Here is a 25,196-nt window from a genome sequence, read left to right as displayed (position 1 = left end):
GGGAAGTATTTGAGCTGCATTTTGTTTTATGAATGGATTTATTTGGAACTTGATTACGGCGATAACTGAAATTGATTGTATCTTTGTGAATCGTGTAATCTTATATATATCAATAAACAAAATATTATGAAACAAAAAAGATTAGGTTTAGTTGCATTATTATTATTTGTAGTTGTGTCGGGGTTTGCCGCCAGGGTTGATACGATAATGGTTGAAAGTCCGTCAATGAATAAAAAAATCGAAACACTTGTTATTGTTCCCGATATGGCAATTGACCATAAACAGTCTTGTCCGGTGGTTTATTTATTACATGGTTATAGTGGTAATGCTTATTCTTGGATGAAGATTAAACCTAATTTGCCGAATATAGCCGATGAGAAAGGTCTTATTTTTGTTTGTCCTAATGCCCAAAATAGCTGGTATTGGGATAGTCCGAAGAATTCGGATTTTCGTTATGAGACCTTTGTGTCTTCTGAATTGATCACCTATATTGATCGTACGTATTCTACTATACCTAACAAAAAAGGACGTGCCATAACGGGGTTGAGTATGGGAGGACATGGTGCTCTATTTATTGGAATGCGTCACTCTGATCTATTTGCGGCTATAGGAAGTACAAGTGGTGGAGTAGATATTCGTCCTTTTCCTTTGAATTGGGAGATGGCTAAACAATTAGGCGAATATGCTGCTAATCGTAAGGTATGGGATGAACATACCGTCGTTAATCAGTTAGATCGTATCACCAATGGTGATGTGGCAATCATTGTTGATTGTGGTGAAGATGACTTTTTCTTAAATGTGAATAAAGATTTGCATCATCGTTTGGTCGGACGAAAAATTGACCATGATTTTATTCTTCGCCCTGGGACACACAATGCTGCATATTGGTCTAATTCGATTGATTATCAGATCTTGTTTTTCCGGAAAGTCTTCACTTCTGCTTTGAACAACTAGAGATTCCTGTTTCCGAAGACTGGTTTGTCTCGGAAGACTAGTCTGTTTTCGAAAACGAGTGTGTCTTAAATATAGATCTGTTAAGAAATGAACTTGCTTTGAGCAAGTAACAGACACTAGTTATCTACTCTCAGTCCGGTAGCGAAAACTGAATGCGTTTGAGAAGTTAATACTCTAAGATGATTTTCGGTTTTCGCTTCGGATGATGTTTGAGGCGGATAAGTCCCTTCTAACACTTTGATAGCAATGTTCAACAATGTTTCGTTTATATCTCCAAAAGGCAAATATTGTATGTAATTGCTCGTCTCACTTACGGGATAGGTTGGGATAACTCCACCGAGTAGCGTTCTATCGGCATCATAACTGATTTTACAAACGGCAGGGTTTATAGACCAACGAAATTCTGTATTGGTAAACTTCTCGGTACCGATGTTCTGGCCTTTCGTTGTGGCACCAATAGTGATGAGCTGAGGGACTTTCTTATTTAAGCCATTGATAATCGTTTCTGCTGCACCGGTCGTTTGATTGCTTATTATAAACAAGATGGTATTCAAGTTTAGGTTAACGGTGTTTGCCAATAACTTGCTATCGAACAATAAGGTTTTGTCTCTATCTGTATTTTTATTGTTATAGTTCAGATAAGCCATGTCTTTATTGAGGTAACTAGTCGGAGCTAGAATGGTGCTGAGTAGTTGCGCACATGATAGACTTCCGCCTTGATTTCTACGGAGGTCAACAATTAAAGTGTTGATGTTGGCCTGACTAAATGTTTTAGCAATTTCTTTTAATTCATTGTTGTACTTTTCCGGTTCTGCTGTGGTGCCTGCTGTGCAACTGTTGTACATGAGATAACCAACTTTCTTCCCATCTGCCAATGTGATCATTTGATGAGTATAAATAGGTTCTTCAATCACCGATTCGGCATTTCCTAATTCCACTCCTTCACGATCTTTTACGACCTCATAAACCGCTGCTTTTTCGGGATCGGTAGAAGCCGGGGTGACTTCTTTATAAATACCCACAGTTAGCGTTAGGGCTTCATTGCTTTGAAGTAATTGGGTTTCATATTTGCGACTGATGAAGCGGTCGTTCACTTTCATGATCCACTCTCCACGTTTTAATCCGGCCTTTGATGCCGGTGAATTTGGAACAATGTAGGTTAGCAAAGCGTTATAAACAGTGTCGTTCTTGGCGTCTCGAACTAATGAATATTCAAATCCGTATGATGGCAATGTAACTTCGATGATACTGTCGGCGAATGAGATATTATTATCTTTTTTAGAGATAACTTTAGATAGAAATTCTTTTGGAGTAAGAAATAGATTGACATTGTTGTAAGATGGCATATCTTCATACCAGAGATAATTCTTACGCATAATGCTGTCCATCCAATTGCCTAACTTAATGTCTTGTGCATATTCCGGCCAACGGTCGACCCCGCATGACATGAGGTTAAATAAAGCTCCCATCAGCAGGCTATATATCGTTATCTTTCTTAGATTAATCATTTGAGTTGTTGTTTTAATCGTTGCAAATCGTTGCAAATGTATGAAATACTTCTGTTCATTTGACACAAATGTGGTATAAAAATACCTCTTATGTGTGAGACTAGCTCTGGATGCTTACTTGTATTTTTGCATTATTAATTAATGATAGCTAAATTTTATAACTCTTAAAGAAACATGGAACAGGAAAAACTACACTTTGAAACGTTACAACTTCATGTTGGACAAGAATCTCCCGATCCGGCTACAGATGCTCGAGCCGTACCTATTTATCAAACGGCCTCGTATGTGTTCCATGATTCGGCACATGCTGCTGCACGTTTCGGACTCCAAGATCCCGGTAATATTTATGGTCGACTGACTAATTCGACGCAGGATGTTTTTGAAAAGCGAATGGCGGCTTTGGAGGGTGGAGTTGCGGCATTAGCTGTGGCTTCTGGTGCTGCGGCTATCACTTATGCCTTTCAAAATTTGGTCAGTGCCGGCGATCACATTGTGGCTGCACAGACTATTTATGGGGGAACCTACAATTTATTGGCACACACCTTGCCAACACAAGGGGTGACGACAACTTTTGTTGATCCGTCCGATTTGAGCCATTTTGAAGAAGCCGTTACAACACGTACAAAAGCCATTTTTATAGAGACATTTGGTAATCCGAATTGTAATGTGATTGATATGGCTGCGGTGGCAGCTATTGCTCACCGACACAACATCCCGTTGATTGTTGATAATACGTTTGGTACGCCTTTCTTGATTCGTCCGATAGAGCATGGAGCAGATATCGTTGTGCATTCTGCGACCAAGTTTATTGGTGGACATGGGACATCGTTGGGAGGGGTTATCATTGATTCCGGTCAGTTTGATTGGAAATCATCCGGTAAATTTCCGCAGTTCACAGAGCCGGCTGAGTGTTACCACGGATTGCGTTTTGTTGATGCTGTTGGTCCTCTGGCTTATATTATACGTATTCGTGCGGTCTTGTTGCGTGATATGGGAGCAGCTATCAGCCCATTTAATGCGTTTATGTTGCTTCAAGGAGTCGAGACCTTATCGTTGCGGGTGGAACGTCATGTGGAAAATGCATTGAAAGTGGTTGATTTCTTGAGTCGCCATCAAAAAGTGCAACGGGTGAATCACCCTTCATTATTGTCGCATCCTGATCATGAGGTGTATACTCGTTATTTCCCCAATGGCGGTGGATCGATCTTTACCTTTGAAGTTAAAGGAGGACAAGCCGAGGCACATCGCTTTATTGATCAGTTGTCGATCTTCTCTCTTTTGGCAAACGTAGCAGATGTGAAATCGCTTGTTATTCATCCGGCAACGACAACCCATTCGCAGTTGAATGATGAAGAGATGCGTCAACAAGGCATTACTCAAGCGACTGTTCGTCTATCTATTGGTACAGAACATATTGCTGATTTATTGGCAGATATTGATCAGGCTTTGAATAAAATTTAAAAGATATACCACCTTAACAGAAATCTAGTGATAAGTCTAGTTTTATAGTTTTTATATTAATGAATATTGCAGCTTTATTATCCGGAGGTGTCGACAGCTCAGTTGTCGTACACCTCCTTTGCGAACAAGGATACAAACCTTCTCTTTTTTACATAAAGATTGGGATGGATGGTGCGGAATATATGGATTGTTCTGCGGAAGAAGATATTGAATTGGCTACAGCTACGGCTCGGCGATATGGACTTTCTTTGGAGATTGTCGATTTGCATCAAGAATATTGGGACAATGTGGCGACTTATGCGATTGATAAGATCAGAAAGGGGCTGACCCCCAATCCGGATGTGATGTGTAATAAGCTGATCAAATTTGGATGCTTCGAAGAACGCGTGGGCAAGGATTTTGATTACACGGCAACCGGACATTATGCGAGAACATTGCTGGAGGATGGTCGGGTATGGCTCGGAACAGCTAAAGATCCCATCAAAGACCAGACCGACTTCTTAGCTCAGATTGATGCCTTGCAGGTCTCAAAACTCATGTTCCCTATCGGTGGATTGATGAAACATGAGGTGAGAGATTTAGCCATTAAGGCACAGTTGCCTAGTGCGCGCCGTAAGGATAGTCAGGGGATTTGTTTCTTAGGAAAGATCAACTATAATGACTTTGTTCGTCGGTTCTTGGGTGAAAAAGAAGGAGCAATCATTGAATTGGAAACCGGAAAGAAACTAGGTACTCATCGTGGCTATTGGTTTCATACCATCGGACAGAGAAAGGGACTCGGACTCAGTGGTGGTCCATGGTTTGTGATTAAAAAAGATATTGATCAGAACTTAATCTACGTTTCTAAGGGCTATGGTGTTGAAACACAGTATGGACATGAGTTTATGATGCGTGATTTTCATTTCATTACGGTCGATCCTTGGGCGGCACTTAACGAAGAGGTTGAGGTCACCTTTAAGATTAGACATACGCCGGAATTTACTAAAGGTCGGCTGTCGCGTTCCGACGACGGATATAAAATCACTTCTGTCGATAAACTGCAAGGCATTGCATCCGGACAGTTTGGAGTGATTTATGATAAAGAGAGCCGGATCTGTTTGGGAAGCGGAGAGATTACGTTTTAAATATAATATTCTGTTAGATCGATAATACCCAATCGCATAGCCTTTTTGATAGCCTCGTGGACATTGTTGACTTCCAACTTTCGGAAAATATTCTTTCGGTGGCTGTTGATGGTATGAAAACTGAGGTTCTTTTGAGCTGCGATTTCTTTGGTCGTCTTTCCCAAGCTGATTTCACGTAAGATGCTGATTTCTGATGAAGTGAGCACGTTTAGGTTATGTTGTCCTCCAGTTGGGGTAGTCGGCGATTGTTGTGGTGTAGGGGAGGCCAGAAGCAGGTTACTGACATAGTTACAGATAAATCGCTCTTTGCGTGAGAGGTGTTGTATGGCGGTCATGATTTCTTCGCGTGTGCTATTTTTCATGACGACACTAAAGGCAGTCGACTGCAATACGAGTTGCCGCAGAAAACCTAAACTTAAATCCTCCGAGAATAATAACCACATTGCTTCAGGAAAGCGATCATGAAGCAATAGTAGATCGTCTATACTTTGAAAATCGGACAACGTATAGTCTAACACGACGATTGCCTTGGGGCAGCTACGGAGCTGTTTGATCAGCTCCGCTTTATGATCTGCGGTCAGAATATTCGCACTTTCTTTCTCCTGACTGAGTAGATAAATCATACCGAGTTGTGAGATAGCTTGGTTGTCTGCGATAATATAGTCGATCATGCGTGATGGTTTTAAGTTTAAAAACAAACGGAAAGATGAATCATTAAATATCTATCCCTGTGAATTTCTTTAAAGCATATCCAATCAGGAAACTGACCCCGGCAACGCTAAAACTCAGTACAGCCATCTCTGTGAATCGGTGGCGGAAACTTTCTCCACGAGTCACGGAATAGTAGTAGTTGAATAGGGCGATGATGATCAGAGCCATGATGAGCATGATTCCTAATGCTACCAATGGGTTGTCGGCTAGGATGAATGGGGTCACTAGCGATGCAACAGTTACGATATAGGCGAATCCGGTGTAAATGGCCGCTTTTACGGGATGTTTGTCGTCCGATGCTTCTGATTTCGTGGATAGATACTCCGATGAGGCCATTGACAGTGCGGCGGCAATACCGGTGATGCTTCCTGTCAGTGCAATGAGTTTGCTATCGCTTAAAGCCAATGTAAATCCGGCTAGAGCACCGGTAAACTCAACCAAAGCATCATTCAAACCCAATACAACGGAACTCATATATTCTAATCGCTCTTCATTGATCAGACTGATCAGTTTTTTCTCATGAGCTTCTTCGTCGGCCGATAACCGTTGTAGATCAGGAATATCGGCATACTTCTTATAGTTTAGATGGGCATTTCCTTCTCCCGACTCCATTAACTTTATGGCAAAAGTATTACCGAATAATCGTGCCAAGAGATAAAACTTCATCACTCGTTTGTGATCCGGTTCAACGTCTTGTTGAGTATATTTCTTAAGGATATTATAATGTCCTTTCTCTTCGGCTGAAATTGCTCGAAGAGTCTTTTGATTTGCTTCGTCTTTCTCGATAGAAGCCAAACGTTCGTAAACGATGCTTTCTGTTATTTCGTTTCGTTGAAATCGAACAAAGTCTTTTAATTGTTCTGGAGTTAAGTTCATCTTTTTATCTGTTTTTTACAAAAATACGATATTTCTATAAATAGTGCTTAAATCTATTTTAAAAGTTTTTCTGTTTGAGCCACCAATAACGGATGAAAAGTGTTCCTGTAACGATCAGCGCAATGGATAGCCCGGTGTAGAAAAATGAAATAAAGCTATTGGGTAGTAGGTGAAATGCTCGTATGCTAATGCCAAGAGTAATCATAAATGCCATGATCAGCCAACTCTTTAAGTCGAAAAAAGAAAAAGGACAGTGCTTGTTGTCATGCTTTTGTTCAATCCGCAAAGTGTGCTTATAATAAAGCTTCTTGAAGATTAGAATAAAGAAAAATAAGAAGACGATCGTTGCTTCGCAGATTCTGAATAAAAGTTCCTCAGAGGTTCCGAACCAAGTGACGATACCGATGCGGAGGACATTTGCACCGGCAATGATCCAGACTAAACCGGCGATGATAAGTAAAGTTTCTTTTTTAACTCCGTATTTCATGAGGTTTCTTTTATATAAAGGTGGCGTTTTAATCAAACAAAGATAGATATTGTGCGTGAGCTGACAAAGCTTGTCGACACACAAATGATATAATGGTTTTCTCTAAAGAAATGTTTTCTTTAATCTTAAATTAGCAAAGAACTTTATTGATTAAGTCACTTTCTACATCAGAAAAGACAAACGGCCTTTATCCCATATTTTTCCTCATTTTATGAGGCTATTCTGTATCATGCCGTTCTTTATCCACTAACCTCAGGTTGTTAGCTGTTCTGCTTACTTCAGGAGTCGTTTTTCCTATTCCATTAAGAGTTGTTGAGGCTTCATCTGTTGAGCCCTCGAACGAGGGCTCAACAAATAGAACTTATCCATCAGTTAAAGAAGCGGTAAAATGAATTAAAGAGAGCTCAAGAAATGGTTAATGGTACGATGAAAAAAGAAAATTGACCTAGGGTTTCTCTTTAAACTTGAAGACAAAAAAATAGTCCCTCGTTGATTCTATAAAATCAACGAGGGACTGATGAGGTGAACGACCTTTGTGAGGTCAGATTCTACTTGAATCTGATATCAACTACTTAGGGCAATCAACGAGCTTATAATCCGATTTGGCATCTCCATAGATCGCGCGTTGCGGATTAATATAGATGAGTCGCCATCCACCGAAACGTGCCGGCACACAAGTGTTCGGATCTAGATTATTATATTTCATCTTCAAGGTCGACAACTTAGGTAACATTGAGAAGCTTGCCGGGAACTCTCCTGTGAATCGATTAAAGTCCATCTCTATCCAAGTGAGTTTCTGTAGAGCCGGTATGTCGGGGAACTCTCCACTGAACTGATTGGATGTGAGATACAAATGAGTCAGATTAGTCAGGCGGTTCATGCTTGCCGGTAATGGACCGGATAGCTTGTTGCGTTGGACTTTGATCTTGATGATCTCGGTTAACCAGCCAATTTCGTTTGGTAATGATCCCTCTAGGTTAAATTGCGCGAGTGATAGATCGACTACGCGAAGCTGACCATTGACATTGTCGAAGAAAACTCCCGGCCAATTACCATCAGATAACGGTAGCTCTAGTTTCCAGTTATAGGTCCAATGATCACCATTTGTGGCTTGATAAAGCGCAACTAAAGCCAAACTGTCTTTCAATCGTCCATCGGGAATGATCTTTTGTTCGATGGTGATCTGATCGCTCTTGTCGGTTTGAACCAATGATTTGATGGTGAGTTGTGCACTTCTTTCTCCTGTGGCAGCTGAGGCCTTCACGAAAATGTTTGCATCACCTTCATATTCGGTTTTTTCTATTTCCAACCATGCCGGGATATTCTCTATTTTCCATTTGCCATCACCCTTCACCGAGAAGACAAAGCGCGATTCAGCTTCGTCGAGCATGATTTTCTTATTACCTGGTGTAACAACAGTTAAATTCAAAGGCCGTCCTTGTTGCGTGACTTTTATGCTATCCTTTAAGGTTGGGAACTCTATTGATTGTACGTAAACATACATCGAGCGTTCTTCTATCGATTCATTTTTACTCACGATGAATGAACCGGCTTCCGATCCTGATCCTTTCTTCGTTAATACCGTGCTCCAGTCATCGGTCGACTTGGTAAATGCTCTCCATGCCGTTTGACTAGTGACATTGAATGCAATCTCGCTAAAGGATTCTCCCGATAGAGGTGCTTCTAGCAATTTCGATGTGAGCTTAATCTGATAACCTTCTGGTATAAAGTTAGAGGCACACTGTTGGGTGATGGTTAAGGTATCAAACTTGGTATCGCCAATGGTGTTCTGAACGACAATCTTTGCTTGACGGGTATTGCCGACGTTCTCGGGTAGTTCAAAGCGAATGGTATCGTTGAACTCTCCACTTTCTGTGGAGCAGATTAACCAATCGGTGATGCTTTTGGCTTTCCAACGGGCATTCGATTTGATGAGGGCGTATCCTTTTTGGGAATCCGGTGTAAAGAAACCGTCGTTCTCTGTTGCCGCAACGGTTTTGACAAAAGGGTCTTTCGCTCCAAACAGATACTCATTTTTCTCGTCACAAGCCACAAATAAGAAGGCTAAGCAGGCTGATATTAGTATGATTGTTTTAGATTTCATATCTTTTCGTTTTGTGATTAATTTGTTTTTTCCAAAACAAGATTTTTAAGTGCATAATAAATAGAAGTGGCATCATTTTCTCCAACAGATAGACCTACTAGTGAGCCATTCGTGAAGTAAAGCTTCTGTCCCGAGCGTTCGATCTTCAGCGGATCGATATTGGCATTACCATCGTCTTTTAGATTCATGATAAAGCCTTCGCCTTTGCCGTAATCGCCAATCTTTTGTTGCATAGGCATTGTCATATTTCCATTAGCATCGACGGTGAAATAAAGATCGTCGCCCATGGTTAATGGGAGGATCTGAGCGCCATTGATTAAGTTGAGCGTTCTCAGATAGTATTTGTTTTCGTCGACTTGATCTTGCACAATCTGAACGCCACCTGCCGCTGAAGAATATTTGGTTCCATCAATGAAGTTTTCAGCAGTGAAGGTGTATTGTCCGGCCAAGGTGAATTTTTGCACATCTTCGCTAATGATATAGACTTTGACTGCCGACTGTTGACTTTGCACATTATTATTGGCTTTGATGTTGATCGTAAATGTTTTCATTTGCTGGGTGATCTCTTCGTTATCGATGATCTTCACCTTCAATAGAGACGTGCCGCAACTATTGAAAGTTAGTTTACGATCTATCAACTCATAATCTGTTCCGGCAATTGCTTCACCATCTGTTGTGTTGATGTCCACTTCAACTGCCAAAGGTTGGTCGTCTCGATAGCCCGATAAAACAACCGGTATTTCTAAGACATCGGTATTTTCGCCCACATCAACCTTACTTTTCTGAAAGTTGACACTGAGTTGTGAATAATCTAATGGTTCTGTTTCGTTACAAGCAAATAGAAACAGTACGACCCATAAGTGATATATAATTCTTTTCATATTTGTTTTTCCTATTAGTTTGTTTTCCGATTTACATCTTCTTGTGTGTAGGGGTAAAGCGTGAAAAAGCTGCCAACGATGTCTTCTTCATCAATAACTTTCACGGTTGGGTTATTAGTCGTGGTACCTTGTGCATATAGTCCCCAGCCTTTTTCGTTGAGTAATCTGAAGAGCATAGGCAGTGCTTCTTTGGCTTTCTGCTTCGCATATTCAGTCTGATCAGGATAAGCTTCAGTAAAGGCTTGTTCAATAGAACCGGCCAATGAAATGACCCACATCCGACTAGCTGATGTTTCGAAGGTAACCGGGATGCGTACAAAGGTGGCATTGGCTCCATAAAGATCTTTGTCTGAATAACTAGGGTCGGAATCGGCATAGATCAATGTTAACTCTTGAGCATACTTAAACGGATGGCCGCCCATGTCTTTGTCTATATTCTTGGCAAAATAGATCACGTTTAGATGTTGTTCTGTTGGTGCATAAGGTGGGCGTAGATCGTCAAAGTATTTTTTGAGATTACGACCGATCGGGTCACCGGTGGCATGGTAAACTTCGATGCCTAAATATAGTTTGTCGAAGACACTAAATGGGGTGCGCTGTACGGCTGGTACTTTATCGGAATAGACGATCTGAAGATCGGCATGATTCGACTCCACAATACGGTGAGTTGATTCATCGACCGTAAAGTGTTGAATATTACCGACTCCATTTATATTTAGTGGTTTAACGAGACTGAAACCTGTTGGAGTGATGTAAAACGGTAGAGTTTCTATCTTATCATTAACAACTCCCATCGATTTATAAAGCACAACTCTCGACTCTGCATCAATTAAAAAGATGTTTTCAAGTAGATCGTTTTTATATTGCAGGCGTTGATATTTCCCTTTTGCCGGATCATAATTGATTGCTTTTCTGACTTCAGCTATTGGGGTTAAGTCCCAATCCGATTCATTGGCTTCTTCAAAGATATATGTCGATATTTCTTGAGCTTGTTTGCCTACGCCGATAGTCGACTTACCGGTGAGGTAAAGTTTGCCATCTTGATAACGATTGATGATGAATTGGGTTTCTGGACCGGCATACCTATCAACATAGCCATCGCCATCACTATCCACCACAAATTCGTTCCATGCGGAAAATTGTGAGAAAGACTCAAACACGAGTTCGGGGAACTGCGAGTAATTTAAGCGATAAGTAATAGGATCTTCAAACTTAACCCCATCTTTGTAATAATAATCAACCGGATCACATTTCATGGTGACGGTTCCGTCTGCATTGAAATCCATAAGGATTAACCATCGTCCGAGTTTGTCGCTTGTACCGAAATAGGTCTTCCAGCCATGTGGAGATTCGGTCAGTATCTTTTGATATTCGGTTTTAACTTCATTTATTCTTTCTTCCGGTGTTTTTTCAAACAAGCTGTCTACGCTGTTGTCCGAACAAGAATAACATAGTATTGCGAATAGAATATATATAATTTTTTTCATTTGATCTTTTGATTTACTTCATATTAATTTCGTTCAATCGTTGTAGAATAATATCTCTCAGGTTCGATAAATTAATCGAGAAATTATTACTGTAGTAGTCCTGTACCAAAGTCAACTTTTGTTGAATATTTGCTTTCCCTTCATTGAGAAAGGGACGCTTGCTATCGGGCAACAGATAAGTCTGGTCGAAAACGAGTGGTTCTGTCAATAAGTAAATAGAGACAATCTCTGCGAAATCTTCAAATTCGGAAGACGTACCATACGGGGTCAACATCCCTCTTTGAATAGCCATATTTTGAGAGACAGAGTCGACTTGTAGTCGAGTTGGTTTATCGATTCCATTCTTTATGAGCTCAGCTTCTGCATTAATATATATGTCATCCCAAGCTTGTCCGGTATAATTGTTTTCTGTAATTTTATTGAATCCATTAGGCATCTTATACGTTTGGTGAATGATGTGCGAGAATTCATGATGGATGGTGTGTAATTGTTGAATGACCCATGATTTATTATTTAAATCAAATAGGTTCAACTCAGTCAGCGTGATTCGTACACCCGCATCTGCATATCCGAGGGTACGTGTACCGTCGGCGTTCCGCAGTTCCGATCCTACACAGACAATTTCGGGTGGAAAATGTTTGCGAATAAAGTCGCCGCTTGCCTTAGATTCGAGGATAAATGGTTCAATCCAAAATCGACGGATCATTTCACCGGTCGGTATTAAGACTTTTCGCATAGCCGGAGCTACAACATAATTGATGTCCACATATTTATCTACCCATTTCCAGCGAACTGCACATCCATATTTGTCTTGGAAGTTTTCTTGGAAATAAGTATCGATCTCATCCGTAGAGTAATCCTTTACTTCGGGGGTATATTTAATGGCTTCATCTTTAGAACAAGCCGTAAAACTAAAAGCTAAGCAAAGAATATAGATTATATTTTTTTTCATAACAATTTTAATTGTGTGTTGTTAAATGAGCCTTTGGTTCAGTTGTGATTTCTCTCTCATTAGGTTTTAATCCTCCATAAATAATTGCCGATGGCGGAATTTGAAGGATTTTTCTGGGGTCATTAGGTTGTAAGATGTGAGTCACTCCTTGTACGTCGGTATGAGAAACACCGATCTGATGGCGACAGATATCAAACCAACGCACTCCTTCTTCTACAAACTCGCGGCGTTTCTCGTCTAGCACCATTCTTAATCGTACGTTATCTTCTGTCAGCTCGGGATAGAAGCGTTTGTAATTACTGAACAATGTGGCATAATCGACTGTCCCATCGTAAACAGTTCTGATGTATTGGTTAAATTGACTTTCGAACTGAGCTAGTTTGGTTGTTCCTTGCATCGCCCATGCTTCAAGCCGATTAAAGAAAACTTCTTCACCTCTTATGGCAACTTCTACGGTATAAGGGTATCCTGAGGAAGATGTTATTGAGGTCTTACGCATCAATTCTCGTTCGAACTTCGGTAGTAAAAAGGCTGTTCCTCCGTAGTTGTAAGAAATCGAGAAGCGGAGGTCTTTTTTTGATAAGACTAAACTTTTGTAGATTTCTTGATTAATTCTATAGCCGGCATAGGCTTTATAAGCATATAAAACGTCTTTGCGAATTAATAATAAATTCGACGGAAGTGTGGGCGCAGTGAACTTTCTAGCCATAATCTCTGATGATGTACCGGTATAGATCTGATTATAATCACGGATCATTTGTGAATTGTAATCAGTTCCTAATAGTTCTGTGGCATATTTCTCTGCATTTGCATAGTCTTTCTTGAATAAGAAGAATCGTGATGCAAAACCGAGTAATGCTGCTTTGTTGAAATGATATTTTCCGGAGTTCTTATAATATTGATCGGAAACGAGTGTAATGGCTTCTAGCAAATCTTTTTCAATAAAATTGTAGACTTCTTGAACACTACTGCGTTGATACTTTGCTAATAAGGTGACCTCTGGTTGCTCCATAATGACCACGCCTTTATCAGAAGTTGCCGTTTGTGGATCGTAACTTTTAGCAAAGGTGTTCACCAGCATGAAGTGTGCGAATGCCCTACAAGCCAATGCTTCTCCACGAATGGCTTTCTCGTAGGCCGGATTATGTTCTTTTATTTCTCCTAAAGCTAATAAGGCTTGATTAGCATGTGCAATAGCTTCATAATTAGAACTCCAATAGTAAGAAGGGGTATCTTGTCCCTCTAGCTCTACTTCCTGCCAAGTATAGGCTTGAGTGATCTCTTTCCGTTGTATGTTTTTGGGATCTGCTCCAACGTTATCACTCATCCACTCCATGAAGATGCCGCTACCACCAGGATAGGCATTGGTTACTAACTCGGCTATTTTATCGTAGCTGTCTAGTCTTAATCTATTGTCAGGTGTCTCATCCAAGAAAGAATCACATGAGGATAGAGTGATTAGAGCACCTAAAACAACAATGGCTTTTTTATATATAAATCTCATGAATTTATGATTTAAAAGGTTAGATTAACTGTAAATGTATACATTCTTGATACTGGAGAAGAAACTCCACCCGATAAATAAAATTCGGGATCGATACCATTCAACTTGCTGTCTGAATAGAGAAGCATAAGGTTGGTCGCTTGAAAAGACAAGTTGGCACTATGGATCGAAGAGCCTTTGAGCCAATTCTTAGGAATGTTATATCCTAGACTTAAATCTTTTAAACGGATGAAATCACCTTTCGCTATTCTTTCGGTACTCTTGTTATACATTTGGTAGGTCTGCATGTCTTCGATTTTATCGAAAGTACGCTTATCCAATATGGCCGGGATGTTGGTCTTTTTTTCGTCTCCCTTCATGATCCAGCGATTTTTAAGTTCTTGTGGAAATGTGGAATAGTCATCATAAGATGGATAGAACTGATCATCCAAACGGATCACATTACCATATTTATAAACTAAGCCGAACGATAATGTAAGATCTTTGTAACGAAAAGAGTTGGTTAATCCACCATAACTTTTAGGCTCCAACGGACCTTCATATTTTAAGATCTTATCAATATCTTCTCGCGATTGTAAGTCCATATTATAAACGATCTCATTATTTCTTCCGTAGAACGTTGGGATTCCCTCTTGGTCAAGTCCTGCAAAACGTATAGAAAATAGTCCTCTTTGTGGGTAGCCTAGCATGGCTGTACCGGTATTGGATATTGCTGTTGATAGTCTCGAGAAGTTGTTTAGCTTTGTGATCTCACTTTTATGGAAGTTCAGATTCAAGCTGGTCTTCCAGTCAAAATTCTTAGTGGCAATATTAACGGTACTGATAGCAAATTCAAAACCGGAAGATTTCATATTACCGATATTTCCAAGTTTGATTGATTGTCCACCGATTCCCGGAGTACTAACGTAATCGATCAAGTCGATTGATTTGCGTCGATAATGGGCGAAATCGATCATGACTCTATTATTAAAGAGTGCGGCTTCAAATCCTAGATTAAGTTCGTACATCTTTTCCCAAGTCAGATCCTCATTCTTTAGACTGACGATGTCATTATAAACTTCGTTATCTGTTGGACGTAACGTTTGTTTGGCATATATGGTTAACTCTGCACTAGTTGATGGTCCCATAATACCGTTGTATCCGTAAGAGATCTTTGGTTTCAGTAGATTGACAACTCCGGATAATCCTTTCATAAAAGGTTCATCGTGCATGTTCCAAGCCGCACTGACGTTCCAAGAGGGTAGGTATCTTGCATCTCGTGAAGTACCTAATTGGTTTGAACCATCATATCGGAATGCACCGTTGAAAATGTATTTTCCTTTATAGGAATAGGCCGAGTTGATAAAAGAAGAAATTCTTCGGTCGTGGCCTTGATAATAAGTATAATAGACCTCCCCCTGTTTGTTGAGATAATTAGTTAGGTCGGGATGAGTCACCACAACTCCTCCTCTGTCCCATAAGTATCCCCAACCATCGTTGGCTCTAGTTTGTCTTTCTACTTTATTGATTTCTAAACCGGCAAAGAAATTGACCACATGATCCAAACTTATTTTAGGGGAGTAGTCTGCTGTTGCTCTAAAATAAGTGTGTCGAAGATCAGATTCATTGGTGTTATAAAACCCGCCTTCGGGTAGGATGCTATATGGATTGGCATTAGGTAATAACGGATTCTTAAAAAGAAATCGGTTGTTGTCTATAATTGCTTGCGAATAATCAGCCCGATAAGCCTCTGCTTGATTAGAGAATTCATGTATTTTGTGCTCTCTCAATGTATTTGCTGCGCGGTATTGAAAAGATCCTTTAAGAGTTAAATCTTTTATCGGGTTATATTCTAAATCGATTTGTGTCGAAAGGTCTTTCACGGTTAAATCAACATAATTATGATTTAATTCGTGTATGATGTTGAAATCGGTAAAACTTCTTCGGAAAAACTCCAAATTACCATTAGAGTCGTATGCACGCATACTTCTACTCGTATTTAAGGCATAGTTAAATGGGTTAATGTCGAAGTCACGCTTAAATTCGCCGGTTATGGCATCGAAACTTCGGTCCTTAGTTCCCGGAACTCTTTGGTCGCGAATATTAGCTGACAATTTGACTCCTAAGTTTAATTTCTCCGAAACATTGAAATTACCACGTAATGATGCGGTATAACGGTCGACCTTATCCGAAGTTATGGCCATACCATTGTCGTTATAATAGCTTAATGAGGCGTAGAAGGTTGACTTATTTCCACCGCCGGATATGCTTAAGGAATGCTGATTGACTAAGGAATTGTGAAAGAGTGTATTAAACCAATCGGTGTTGCTGTTAGCGTAGATTGATAAGAAATCTTCATTTAGTGAACCGTCAGGTCCCCAATTGATATTCTTTTTGGTTATTTCATCAAACATTTTTCCTAGTGCTCCAAAATTTTCACTTCTGGCAACGGTTGTAATGTCTATCCATCCCTTGCGCTCTAACTCCTTATAAATTGACATTTCGTCTTTAGAGTTCATAATATTGAAGTTCGAATAGTCGGGGCGTTCTTTAATTGCTAAACTTCCGGTATAGTTGATTGACAAACGATCTTTTTTACCTTGTTTAGTGGTAATAACAATGACCCCATTCATAGCTTGTGCACCGTATAATGCCGTTGCCGATACATCCTTTAGAATCTCGAAACTGCTGATGTCTTCAGGGTTTAACCCGGCCACTCCGGAACTTAATAGGGTAGAAAGATTTCCAGAGGTTAATTCTTCCGCACTGACAGTCATTAAATCTTCTAGAACGACACCGTCAATGACCCATAAAGGCTTGTTCGTACCATTAATTGACGAGTTTCCGCGAATGGTAAGCACCGGACTTGCACCAAATGAACTGGAAACATTGCTGATCTGTACACCGGAAACTTTTCCTTGTAATGAGTTTGTTAGATCAGGATTACCTTTTAAAAGAGTTTCATTTGCGTCTACTTTTGTTGCCGATCCTGTAAACAGCTTGCGGTTTATTTTCTGATAGCCCGTAACGACCACATCACCTAAGCTTACAGCATTGTCTTTCATCGTGATGTTTAAAACCTTCTCTCCAATTTTTCGTTCTATTGTTTCCAATCCGATATAGGAGATAATCACTTTATCCTCTAAAGAGGCCTCAAGGTTGAAATTACCATCAATGTCGGTAATGGTTCCTTTGGTAGTGCCTTTAATTTTTATAGATGCTCCAATAATAGGCATATTTTGTTCGTCGACAATGGTACCCTTTATCTGAGTTTTTTCAACCTTGATTTGTTTAGGCTTTGGGGTTAATACTATCGTAAAATCTTTAATGCGATAAGTAAATTCAAACTGTGGTAGAAGCTTGTCTAAAACAGTGGTTAAAGATTCTTTGTTGCATGAGAAATTGATCGCTTTAGATCCATCGATTAAATCTTTTCGATATAGAAACGTATATTTTGTTTGTTTCTCTATGGATTTAATACAGGTCTCAAATGACGCTTTTTCTAAGTTTAGGGTAACTCTTGGAATATTCTGCTGCGATCTTATTAATTGGCTGTGACAACATAAAAATAGGATGATTGTCAAATACTTAAAAGATTCAAATACCGTTTTTTTCATATTCATGTACTACTTAATTTAAATGGGTTGAAGACATTTTTTGAGCAAAAGAAAGGGAAGGGATCTCATAGGAGATCCCTTGTTGGAGAAACGTTTTTTCATGAGAGATTTTTGTGAGTGATTTAGAAATATCCAGTAGGTCTGGCTTTAGGTTATCATTTTCGAATAATTAAGTTGTCGTCATCTTTATCGATATGTATTAATCCGCATTCTTCAATCATTTTAATAATATCATCTAAATGTTCATATTGTTTGAAGGCTCCGGTAAAGTGTATTTGTTGGAGTTGCTGATCAGTATATTGAATGTTGACATTATATAAACGACTTAAGGTGTTCATGATTTCTCTAAGCGGTTTATCTTTAAATACTATAATATCGTCTATCCATGACGTATATTCGTAAGTATCTACATTTTTTATGGTTAGTTTATCACGTTCCACTCTACATTGTTGCCCGGGGGCGAGTATGATAGATTGTTCTCCTAAGGTGTACGATATCTTTCCGCGAACTAAAGTTGTGGTTGGAATTTCATCTTGATAGCAATGCACGTTGAATGCCGTTCCTAAGACTTGGATTTTACCATTTGGCGTTTCTACGATGAAAGGATGTGCTTTATCTTCGGCAACATCAAAAAACAGTTCTCCTTTTATCGAGACTAATCTGTTTTTTTCATTGAAATGATCAGGGAACGTTATTTCAGATTCAGAATTTAGCCACACAATGGTTCCATCGCTTAGTTTCATTTTGAATCTTTTCCCTCGGAGTATCTTTAATGTGTTGTAAGCCACAGCAGTATTCGCAGTGGAGGCTTTATTGTTAGTCGTAATCGATTGATCTCCAATTTTGATTGATTCGGATGAAACGGTCAGCATTTTTTCGGTATTATGCATTGGAATTGTTTTTCCGCTTGCTGTAATAAGAACGATGTCTGCTGAGTCTGTCTTTGATGCGGGTTGTTCTACAGCACTATATGCATCTCGTGATAGTTGAGATAGGTTTTTGTCCGACGAAACATAGATGAATAATGATGATAAACAGACAAAAGCAAAAAGAACTGCTGCTGCGGCATATTTATTTTGAAGAATGTATTGAAATGGCGATCTAGAGTTCACACGATTCATAAATAGCTGATACGCTTTTTGCGACTCCATGAGATCTTTTTCAAAATCGACAGACGATAGAAAGTCTGGATGTTGATATTTCTCGAAAAGCTTTTGATGACGAGGAGACTCTTTTAGCCATTCGTCTAAAATCTTTTGCTCTTCTGCTGTTATATTACCAGAAAGGCTTTTACTTATTAAGGTTGAAATATAAACTATTCTTTGGCTATTCATACAAAATATCCTCTTGTTTTATCTAATAGACACTTTAGAGTTTCAAAAGTGGCGCATTTATTAAAAAAAAGCCATAAAAATCTTTTTTTTTGCGTGTGAATAAAATATTTGCTCTATTATTTAGATTTAATCACATAATCATTATATTTGCAAAATTCCAATAAATTAATGTAAAGTCTAATCTTGATAGTATATCTTTTAAATGAGTAATTTTGATCATAATGAACTTATCGTATCTAAAATGGCAATTGATTTTGATGATGGATTTCAGTTGCTTTTTATTACTTACTATAAGCCATTGATGCGTATTGCTGAGAAAATGATCGGTGATGAATTTGCTGAAGATATTATACAAGATACTTTTATGATGATTTGGAATGGCCGAAAAAGTTTCGACAATGTTTTTTCTTTAAAATCCTATTTATATACTACTGTACATAATAAATGCCTGAATGTCATACGTAAACATTCTCTTTTAGAAAAATATCGCGAAGAGTATCAGATGGATTTGTTTGAAGAGTATATTTTCGATGAAGATGTGATAGCACAGCTCTATCAAGCAATGGACTTACTACCAGATCATTATAAAGAAACAATGTTGAAAACATTGAACGGAGAATCGATTGCAAACATTGCATTATCTATGGACACAACAGAAGACACTATAAAAGCGTATAAACGTAGAGCAAAACAGTTACTTAAAAAAAAGCTATGTAACCAGACCTTAATTTTTTTCTTTTAAACAGTCTAATGCATAAAAACCGATTCAACTCGTTGAATCGGTTTTTGAGTTTTCTATGATAAGTGTTCCTTTTTCAAATTAGAACAAGTCGAGTTCTGCTATCGCTGCAATAGAACCATTGCCAGCCAAATGTTTAACGCTAATTTTTATATATCGAGTTGTGATCTCAGATTGGAAAAAGTGCGAACGTTTGGTCGGATCATTGATCAAATTTCCAAATTTAAAGGTTTCTTTATCCGACCAAGTTATTCCATCATTACTGACTTGTATGATTCCTTCCTCTATCATTCCGTCGGAAGATTTAGTCGATGGCGTATAAGAAAATCCTTTGATTTGTTGTATTTGTCCAAGATCTATTGAGAGTGAAGGAGCCTTATCCGTGGGTAATGAACTCCAATAAGAGTTTGTGTTAGCATCAATTGCTAAGTTTCCTTGATGTTCTTTGGGTGCGCTGCTAGTTGCCAATACCTTCCAATCCTTTTTTATCCAACCAAAAGATTCGGAGTGTATGGTCCCTTTTTTATTTTTTACTGTTGCAATTGCCTTGACTTCTCCTTTTTCAAATTTAAATGGGGCAATGTATTGTATACTGCTCTGATTTGGAGTTGTTCCGTCTGTTGTATAAAAGATCGATAAATCGGCATTTAAATTTTTGGAGATGTTTTCTCCGTGAGAATTCCAATTGAATCCCTCTTGCCGTGGAGTGATGCTAACCATTCCGTTAATATCTCGATAAAACTTTAATTGAGGGGGCTGCGACTCATAATAGTGAGCGGTTATATTGCATATGGCAGGAGTAAGTCTAGATTTGATGATTCTCAGTCTTATTTTTGATGTTTTGACTTCAGGGAATCGAAGTATCCTTTTGTACCCAATGTTTGTAGCGTGAGCAATTTCCACCCAATTATTGTTCTTCCAAATATCGATTGCATGTTCTTCTACACGTTCGCCTCTTGAGGCAATAGCCTCTTGTAGAACTAAACGGTTAAATGAAATAGGCTTAGGAGTAGAGATCACAATATTGTTTGTTTCTACAAAGGTCGTTGGATTATGATCTAGCACTTGTTTAGGACCTATGGCATTTGATAATAGATCTTTTCCATAAGTTGCTTTAATCCGATTGCCGGTTTCTTTTAATACAGCGACATCAGTAGGAGATAAACGTCCTTCACGGTTAGGAGGAATATTGAGTAGGAAAGTTGAGTTTCCTCCAACAGATCGCTCGTAAATATCAAAGACATCGTCTGCGCTTCTTACTTTCTGTAGACTATCATCTCGATAAAACCAGCCTTCACGGATGGACGTATTGGTCTCTGCTTGTTGATAATGCAAGTATTTAGCAGTGTAAAGCTTTTCACGGCTTCCTAGATCAGTCGCAGTTAGGTCACTAAAATGACTGGCTGTATCTGGATTGCACGGGTATGGAATTACGTTCCACTCAGTTTGCCTAGTCTTTCCACCTTCATTTCCACACCAACGAATGTCTTCTTTCCCAAAAATAACGGCATTTGGAGCTAATGTCCTAATGAGTTTTTTCCATGCGCTATAATTGTATTTCTGTCCACCTTTTCTTTTAGGATGGGCTCCATCAAACCAAACTTCATCAACCGGACCATATTCTGTTAGAACCTCAAACAGTTGGTTTAAGAAGTACTCGTTATAGTCGTCTACAACAAAGTTAAAGGTTGTCTTATTCTTGAAGGGTCTATTGGCAACCTTTCTAGGGATCGTTCTTAAGGTGTACGGACTTAGGTTGCCATATAATCCTTTTGGATTTTCAATTTGGTACAAATCTGCCGGCGATAGATAAATCCCTAACTTAAGATGATATTTCTTACAAGACTCGGATAATTCTTTGAGAATATCTCCTTTTCCATCCTGAAAACCAGTAGACATGATGCCATGAGTCGTATATCGGCTTTGCCACAATACAAAGCCATCATGATGCTTCACGGTTAGCATAACCATTTTCATCCCTGCAGATTTGATGGCTTCGCACCATTGGTCAGTATCTAATGCCTTTAAATTGAAAATTTTGGGATCTTCCATGCCATTTCCCCATTCCATTCGTGTAAACGTGTTCGGGCCAAAATGTATAAAAGCGATGAACTCTTTTTCAAGTGCTCTCATTTGGTTGGAAGATGGAATAACGTGGGCTGCTTTTTCAATAATTATTTCAGGATTGTCAGTAGACGAAATCTCTATCGTGTTTTTAAAGGCCATTTGTTGACTATATCCGTCAATGCAGAGTGCAGCCATAAAAACAGATAAGGACAATAGACGTGTCTTCATGTTGTTTATGTTTTAAGTTTTATTTTAGGATAACACAAATTGAGAAAAGGAGTTTTAAACTTAAGAAATATTAGATCTATAACTTAAAAAGGTTATTCTGAGTAATTTAATCGACTCAGAATAACCTTTTCTATTTTTACTTCTTGTAATTCTCTAGTCCTGTGTTTAAGAACTCGATATACTTAGATACATCTTCATTATATGCATACGATTTATTTAAAGGCTTGCCTTCATTGTCGATCAAGACATAAAATGGTTGTGCACTAGCTCCAAACTTATAGCGTTGTAAGTAACTCCATTTGTCGCCTACAGTACGTAAAGTTCGTTCTGTGCCGTTTTCTGTTATTTTAATATTTTCAGGCAGTGGTGTTTTATTGTCAACATACAAAGTGATGAGTACATAATCGTTCGTCATAATGTGACTCACTTTAGAATCTGTCCATACGGCAGCTTCCATTTTACGACAGTTTACACATCCGAATCCTGTAAAGTCGAGCATAACCGGTTTGCCATGGGTTCGTGCATATTCCATACCGGTTTCATAATCATCGAACTTAGCGTGCACTTCATTCTTGTATAGATTAAAGTCTTGGGTATTCATTGGTGGAGCGAAAGCGCTGACTGCTTTTAGTGGTGCTCCCCATAATCCAGGGATCATATATACGGCGAATGCCAAGGAGATTAATCCCATGAAGAAACGGGAAACGCTTACTTTAGTATTGTCATCATCGTGAGCAAATTTGATTTTACCTAATAGATATAATCCTAATAACCCAAAGATCACAATCCATAAAGCTAAGAACGTTTCACGATCGAGCAACCTCCAACCGTATGCCAAATCGGCAACAGAAAGGAACTTTAAGGCAAAAGCCAATTCCAAGAAGCCCAATGTCACCTTAATCACATTCATCCATCCCCCCGATTTAGGCATTGATTTCAGCCACGATGGGAAAAGAGCGAACAGCGTGAAAGGTAAGGCCAAGGCAATAGCAAATCCTAACATCCCAATAGCCGGGGCGACGACACTTCCCGTGGTCGATACCTGCACCAATAAGAAACCGATAATCGGGCCGGTACATGAGAAAGAGACCAATGACAACGTAAATGCCATGAGGAAAATACTCAATAGCCCACTCGTTGATTCTGCTTTACTGTCCACAGCATTACTCCATTTCGAAGGCAGAGTAATCTCAAATGCGCCGAAGAAAGAAGCCGCAAAGACCACTAACATTAAGAAAAACAAAATATTAAACACAGCATTGGTCGATAATGCATTTAAAGCACTTGCGCCAAAAATCAGGGTAATAGCCAATCCTAGGGTGACATAGATGACCACGATTGAGGCTCCATAGGTCCAAGCATCACGAACACCTTTTTTCTTATCTTTGCTGCGTTTGAGGAAGAAACTTACCGTCATCGGTATGATAGGCCATACACATGGGGTAAACAAAGCAAGTAGTCCGCCTAAGAATCCGGTCACAAAAATATAGATCCATGACATGTCTTTGTTGGAATGTTCTTCACCAAGAGCTTTAAGGTCGTCCACAACAGGAGCCCATAAATCGCTTGATGCCACAGCTGCTGGTGTAGCTGATACTGAATCGGCAATTATCGCTGCAGTTGAAGAAGCTGAGTCAACATTCTCTTTATTAGCATTTGCTCCATTTTGAATCTCTGAATTGGATGCTGTAGTTTTGTTCACCTTCGCTTTTCCGGAGAATGAGAATGAAACTTGAGTGGGTGGCAAACAACTTTCATCATCGCATGCTCCATATTCTAAATAGCCCTCGATAGAGTAATTCTTATCTGTGAATTTGATTTTTTGAATAAACTGAGCTTTTGATGCGAAGTATCTCACTTTCATTCCGAACATTTTGTCGAATGTGGAGATCTCTTTGCCTACAGGCTTAAGTTTTCCAACCAGTTCCACCCCGTTTTTTTTGTCGATATTAAACGTTGTAGAGGTTGGACCACCATCTCCCAAATCGGTTGAATACACATGCCATCCCTCGTCAATAGAGGCGTTGAAAGTGATTTCGGCTTCGGTATCTGATAAGGTTTTAAAATCAACTTTAAACTTAATCGGGTCTATGATTTGTGCTTGACTGACCCCTATACTTAATGATAAGATTAAAAGAAGAAGTATTTTTTTCATGGTTTTTTTATTGCGGTATTATAGTTTATAATCTACACATGATCGACTTTCTTTCACATTCGCTAATAGTTTCCCTGCAGCAACGTGATCAGGATGAACAGCATAAGCCTTTATGTCTTCTAATGAGTCAAACTCACTGTACAATGCTATGTCCCAACTCTCATTAGGGTTAGTGTTGAATCCAACTTCAATTTTCTTTATCGTAGCGATCTTTTCTGGAAGTGCTTCAATTGCGGCTTTAAACTGATTCATCGCTGTCAGTTTCTCTTCATTTGAAATCTCGTCTTTCAACTTAAATAATACAATGTGTTTAACCATAACGTTGGGTTTTTAATTATTTGTTTTATATTTGTCTTACTAAAGCATTAAAGTTTAAATGCAAAAATACTTTTTTTGATTCATATATATACTATAAACAAATGTTAATAATAGGAATAGCCGGCGGAACCGGTTCTGGAAAGACTACTGTCGTTCGGAAAATTATTGAAAGTCTCCCTGTAGGAGAAGTCGTTTTGTTACCTCAAGATTCATATTATAAAGATAGTAGTCATGTTCCTGTTGAAGAAAGGCAAAATATAAATTTTGACCATCCCGATGCGTTTGAATGGAGCCTTTTGTCTAAGCATATCATGCAGCTGAAGGAAGGTAATAGCATTGAACAGCCTACCTATTCCTATTTAACTTGCACACGTCAGCCTGAAACGATTCACATTGAACCACGAGAGGTCGTTATTGTTGAAGGTATTTTAGCTTTGTGTGATAAGAAGCTTCGTAACATGATGGATCTTAAGATCTTTGTTGATGCGGACCCAGATGAACGTCTCATTCGTGTGATCCAACGTGATGTTATCGAACGAGGACGTACGGCAGAGGCTGTGATGGAACGCTATACTCGTGTCCTTAAGCCCATGCATTTACAATTTATCGAACCGTGTAAGCGTTATGCCGATTTGATTGTTCCTGAAGGAGGGAATAACAAAATAGCGATTGATATTTTAACCATGTATATAAAGAAACATCTCCGTTAA

General features: G+C 39.1%; 19 protein-coding genes. 5 read left to right on the top strand and 14 right to left on the bottom strand.

Translation table 11 applies throughout. From position 1 onward, the window contains the following. Positions 1-126: 126 nt before the first annotated feature. The gene (locus AC4PG5_RS05930; RefSeq protein WP_492030497.1) at positions 127-954 is read left to right on the top strand and encodes an alpha/beta hydrolase; all 828 of its coding nucleotides are present in this window, start codon (positions 127-129) and stop codon (positions 952-954) included. Positions 955-1,070: 116 nt separating this feature from the next. On the opposite strand, the gene AC4PG5_RS05925 is transcribed toward AC4PG5_RS05930, so the two are convergent. Continuing rightward, positions 1,071-2,462 carry a S41 family peptidase gene (locus tag AC4PG5_RS05925; RefSeq protein ID WP_492030496.1) on the bottom strand — a complete coding sequence of 464 codons (1,392 nt, stop codon included), beginning with the start codon at positions 2,460-2,462 and terminating at the stop codon, positions 1,071-1,073. 174 nt (positions 2,463-2,636) lie between these two features. Here AC4PG5_RS05925 and AC4PG5_RS05920 point away from each other — a divergent pair, with 174 nt between their 5' ends. Both AC4PG5_RS05920 and mnmA read left to right on the top strand, forming a co-directional pair. Further along, positions 2,637-3,923, top strand: coding sequence for an O-acetylhomoserine aminocarboxypropyltransferase/cysteine synthase family protein (locus AC4PG5_RS05920; RefSeq protein ID WP_492030495.1), 1,287 nt, complete (start codon positions 2,637-2,639; stop codon positions 3,921-3,923). A gap of 59 nt (positions 3,924-3,982) precedes the next feature. Continuing rightward, positions 3,983-5,047 carry a tRNA 2-thiouridine(34) synthase MnmA gene (gene mnmA / locus AC4PG5_RS05915; RefSeq protein WP_492030494.1) on the top strand — a complete coding sequence of 355 codons (1,065 nt, stop codon included), beginning with the start codon at positions 3,983-3,985 and terminating at the stop codon, positions 5,045-5,047. Here mnmA and AC4PG5_RS05910 read toward each other — a convergent pair. From AC4PG5_RS05910 to AC4PG5_RS05865, 10 genes are all read right to left on the bottom strand, one after another. Continuing rightward, a complete protein-coding gene (locus AC4PG5_RS05910) occupies positions 5,044-5,718 on the bottom strand; it encodes a LuxR C-terminal-related transcriptional regulator (protein WP_492030493.1) in 675 nt (224 codons plus the stop codon). The genes mnmA and AC4PG5_RS05910 overlap by 4 nt on opposite strands. A 43-nt stretch (positions 5,719-5,761) precedes the next feature. Then, positions 5,762-6,634, bottom strand: coding sequence for a VIT1/CCC1 transporter family protein (locus AC4PG5_RS05905; RefSeq protein WP_492030492.1), 873 nt, complete (start codon positions 6,632-6,634; stop codon positions 5,762-5,764). Between the two features lie 58 nt (positions 6,635-6,692). Further along, positions 6,693-7,121 carry a hypothetical protein gene (locus AC4PG5_RS05900; RefSeq protein ID WP_492030491.1) on the bottom strand — a complete coding sequence of 143 codons (429 nt, stop codon included), beginning with the start codon at positions 7,119-7,121 and terminating at the stop codon, positions 6,693-6,695. A gap of 568 nt (positions 7,122-7,689) precedes the next feature. Next, positions 7,690-9,225, bottom strand: a complete 1,536-nt coding sequence (locus AC4PG5_RS05895) for a BACON domain-containing protein (RefSeq protein WP_492030490.1) — start codon at positions 9,223-9,225, stop codon at positions 7,690-7,692. A 17-nt stretch (positions 9,226-9,242) separates the two neighbouring features. Next, positions 9,243-10,106, bottom strand: coding sequence for a Calx-beta domain-containing protein (locus tag AC4PG5_RS05890; RefSeq protein ID WP_492030489.1), 864 nt, complete (start codon positions 10,104-10,106; stop codon positions 9,243-9,245). Positions 10,107-10,120: 14 nt separating this feature from the next. After that, positions 10,121-11,593, bottom strand: a complete 1,473-nt coding sequence (locus AC4PG5_RS05885; RefSeq protein ID WP_492030488.1) for a DUF4302 domain-containing protein — start codon at positions 11,591-11,593, stop codon at positions 10,121-10,123. 13 nt (positions 11,594-11,606) lie between these two features. Next, a complete protein-coding gene (locus AC4PG5_RS05880) occupies positions 11,607-12,545 on the bottom strand; it encodes a substrate import-associated zinc metallohydrolase lipoprotein (protein ID WP_492030487.1) in 939 nt (312 codons plus the stop codon). Between the two features lie 7 nt (positions 12,546-12,552). After that, positions 12,553-14,049, bottom strand: a complete 1,497-nt coding sequence (locus tag AC4PG5_RS05875) for a RagB/SusD family nutrient uptake outer membrane protein (RefSeq protein WP_492030486.1) — start codon at positions 14,047-14,049, stop codon at positions 12,553-12,555. A gap of 11 nt (positions 14,050-14,060) precedes the next feature. Further along, positions 14,061-17,651, bottom strand: coding sequence for a SusC/RagA family TonB-linked outer membrane protein (locus AC4PG5_RS05870; RefSeq protein WP_492030485.1), 3,591 nt, complete (start codon positions 17,649-17,651; stop codon positions 14,061-14,063). 149 nt (positions 17,652-17,800) lie between these two features. Further along, a complete protein-coding gene (locus AC4PG5_RS05865) occupies positions 17,801-18,979 on the bottom strand; it encodes a FecR family protein (protein ID WP_492030484.1) in 1,179 nt (392 codons plus the stop codon). A gap of 202 nt (positions 18,980-19,181) precedes the next feature. On the opposite strand from AC4PG5_RS05865, the gene AC4PG5_RS05860 reads away from it, so the two are divergent. Next, complete coding sequence (locus tag AC4PG5_RS05860; protein ID WP_492030483.1) at positions 19,182-19,721, top strand: RNA polymerase sigma factor; 540 nt, start codon at positions 19,182-19,184, stop codon at positions 19,719-19,721. A gap of 78 nt (positions 19,722-19,799) precedes the next feature. Here AC4PG5_RS05860 and AC4PG5_RS05855 read toward each other — a convergent pair whose 3' ends face one another. From AC4PG5_RS05855 to AC4PG5_RS05845, 3 genes are all read right to left on the bottom strand, one after another. Beyond that, on the bottom strand, positions 19,800-22,013 hold the full coding sequence (locus tag AC4PG5_RS05855; RefSeq protein WP_492030482.1) for an alpha-L-fucosidase: 2,214 nt from the start codon (positions 22,011-22,013) through the stop codon (positions 19,800-19,802). Between the two features lie 136 nt (positions 22,014-22,149). Beyond that, on the bottom strand, positions 22,150-24,168 hold the full coding sequence (locus tag AC4PG5_RS05850; protein ID WP_492030481.1) for a protein-disulfide reductase DsbD family protein: 2,019 nt from the start codon (positions 24,166-24,168) through the stop codon (positions 22,150-22,152). Between the two features lie 18 nt (positions 24,169-24,186). Continuing rightward, entirely contained in the window at positions 24,187-24,486 is a 300-nt protein-coding gene (locus AC4PG5_RS05845; protein WP_492030480.1) for a Dabb family protein, read from the bottom strand. 101 nt (positions 24,487-24,587) lie between these two features. On the opposite strand from AC4PG5_RS05845, the gene udk reads away from it, so the two are divergent. After that, positions 24,588-25,196, top strand: coding sequence for a uridine kinase (gene udk, locus AC4PG5_RS05840; RefSeq protein WP_492030479.1), 609 nt, complete (start codon positions 24,588-24,590; stop codon positions 25,194-25,196).

The organism is Bacteroides sp. QWL-09, from assembly GCF_058683585.1.
Note: the sequence above shows the minus strand (reverse complement) of the source record. Positions and strands in the feature narration are given on the sequence as shown.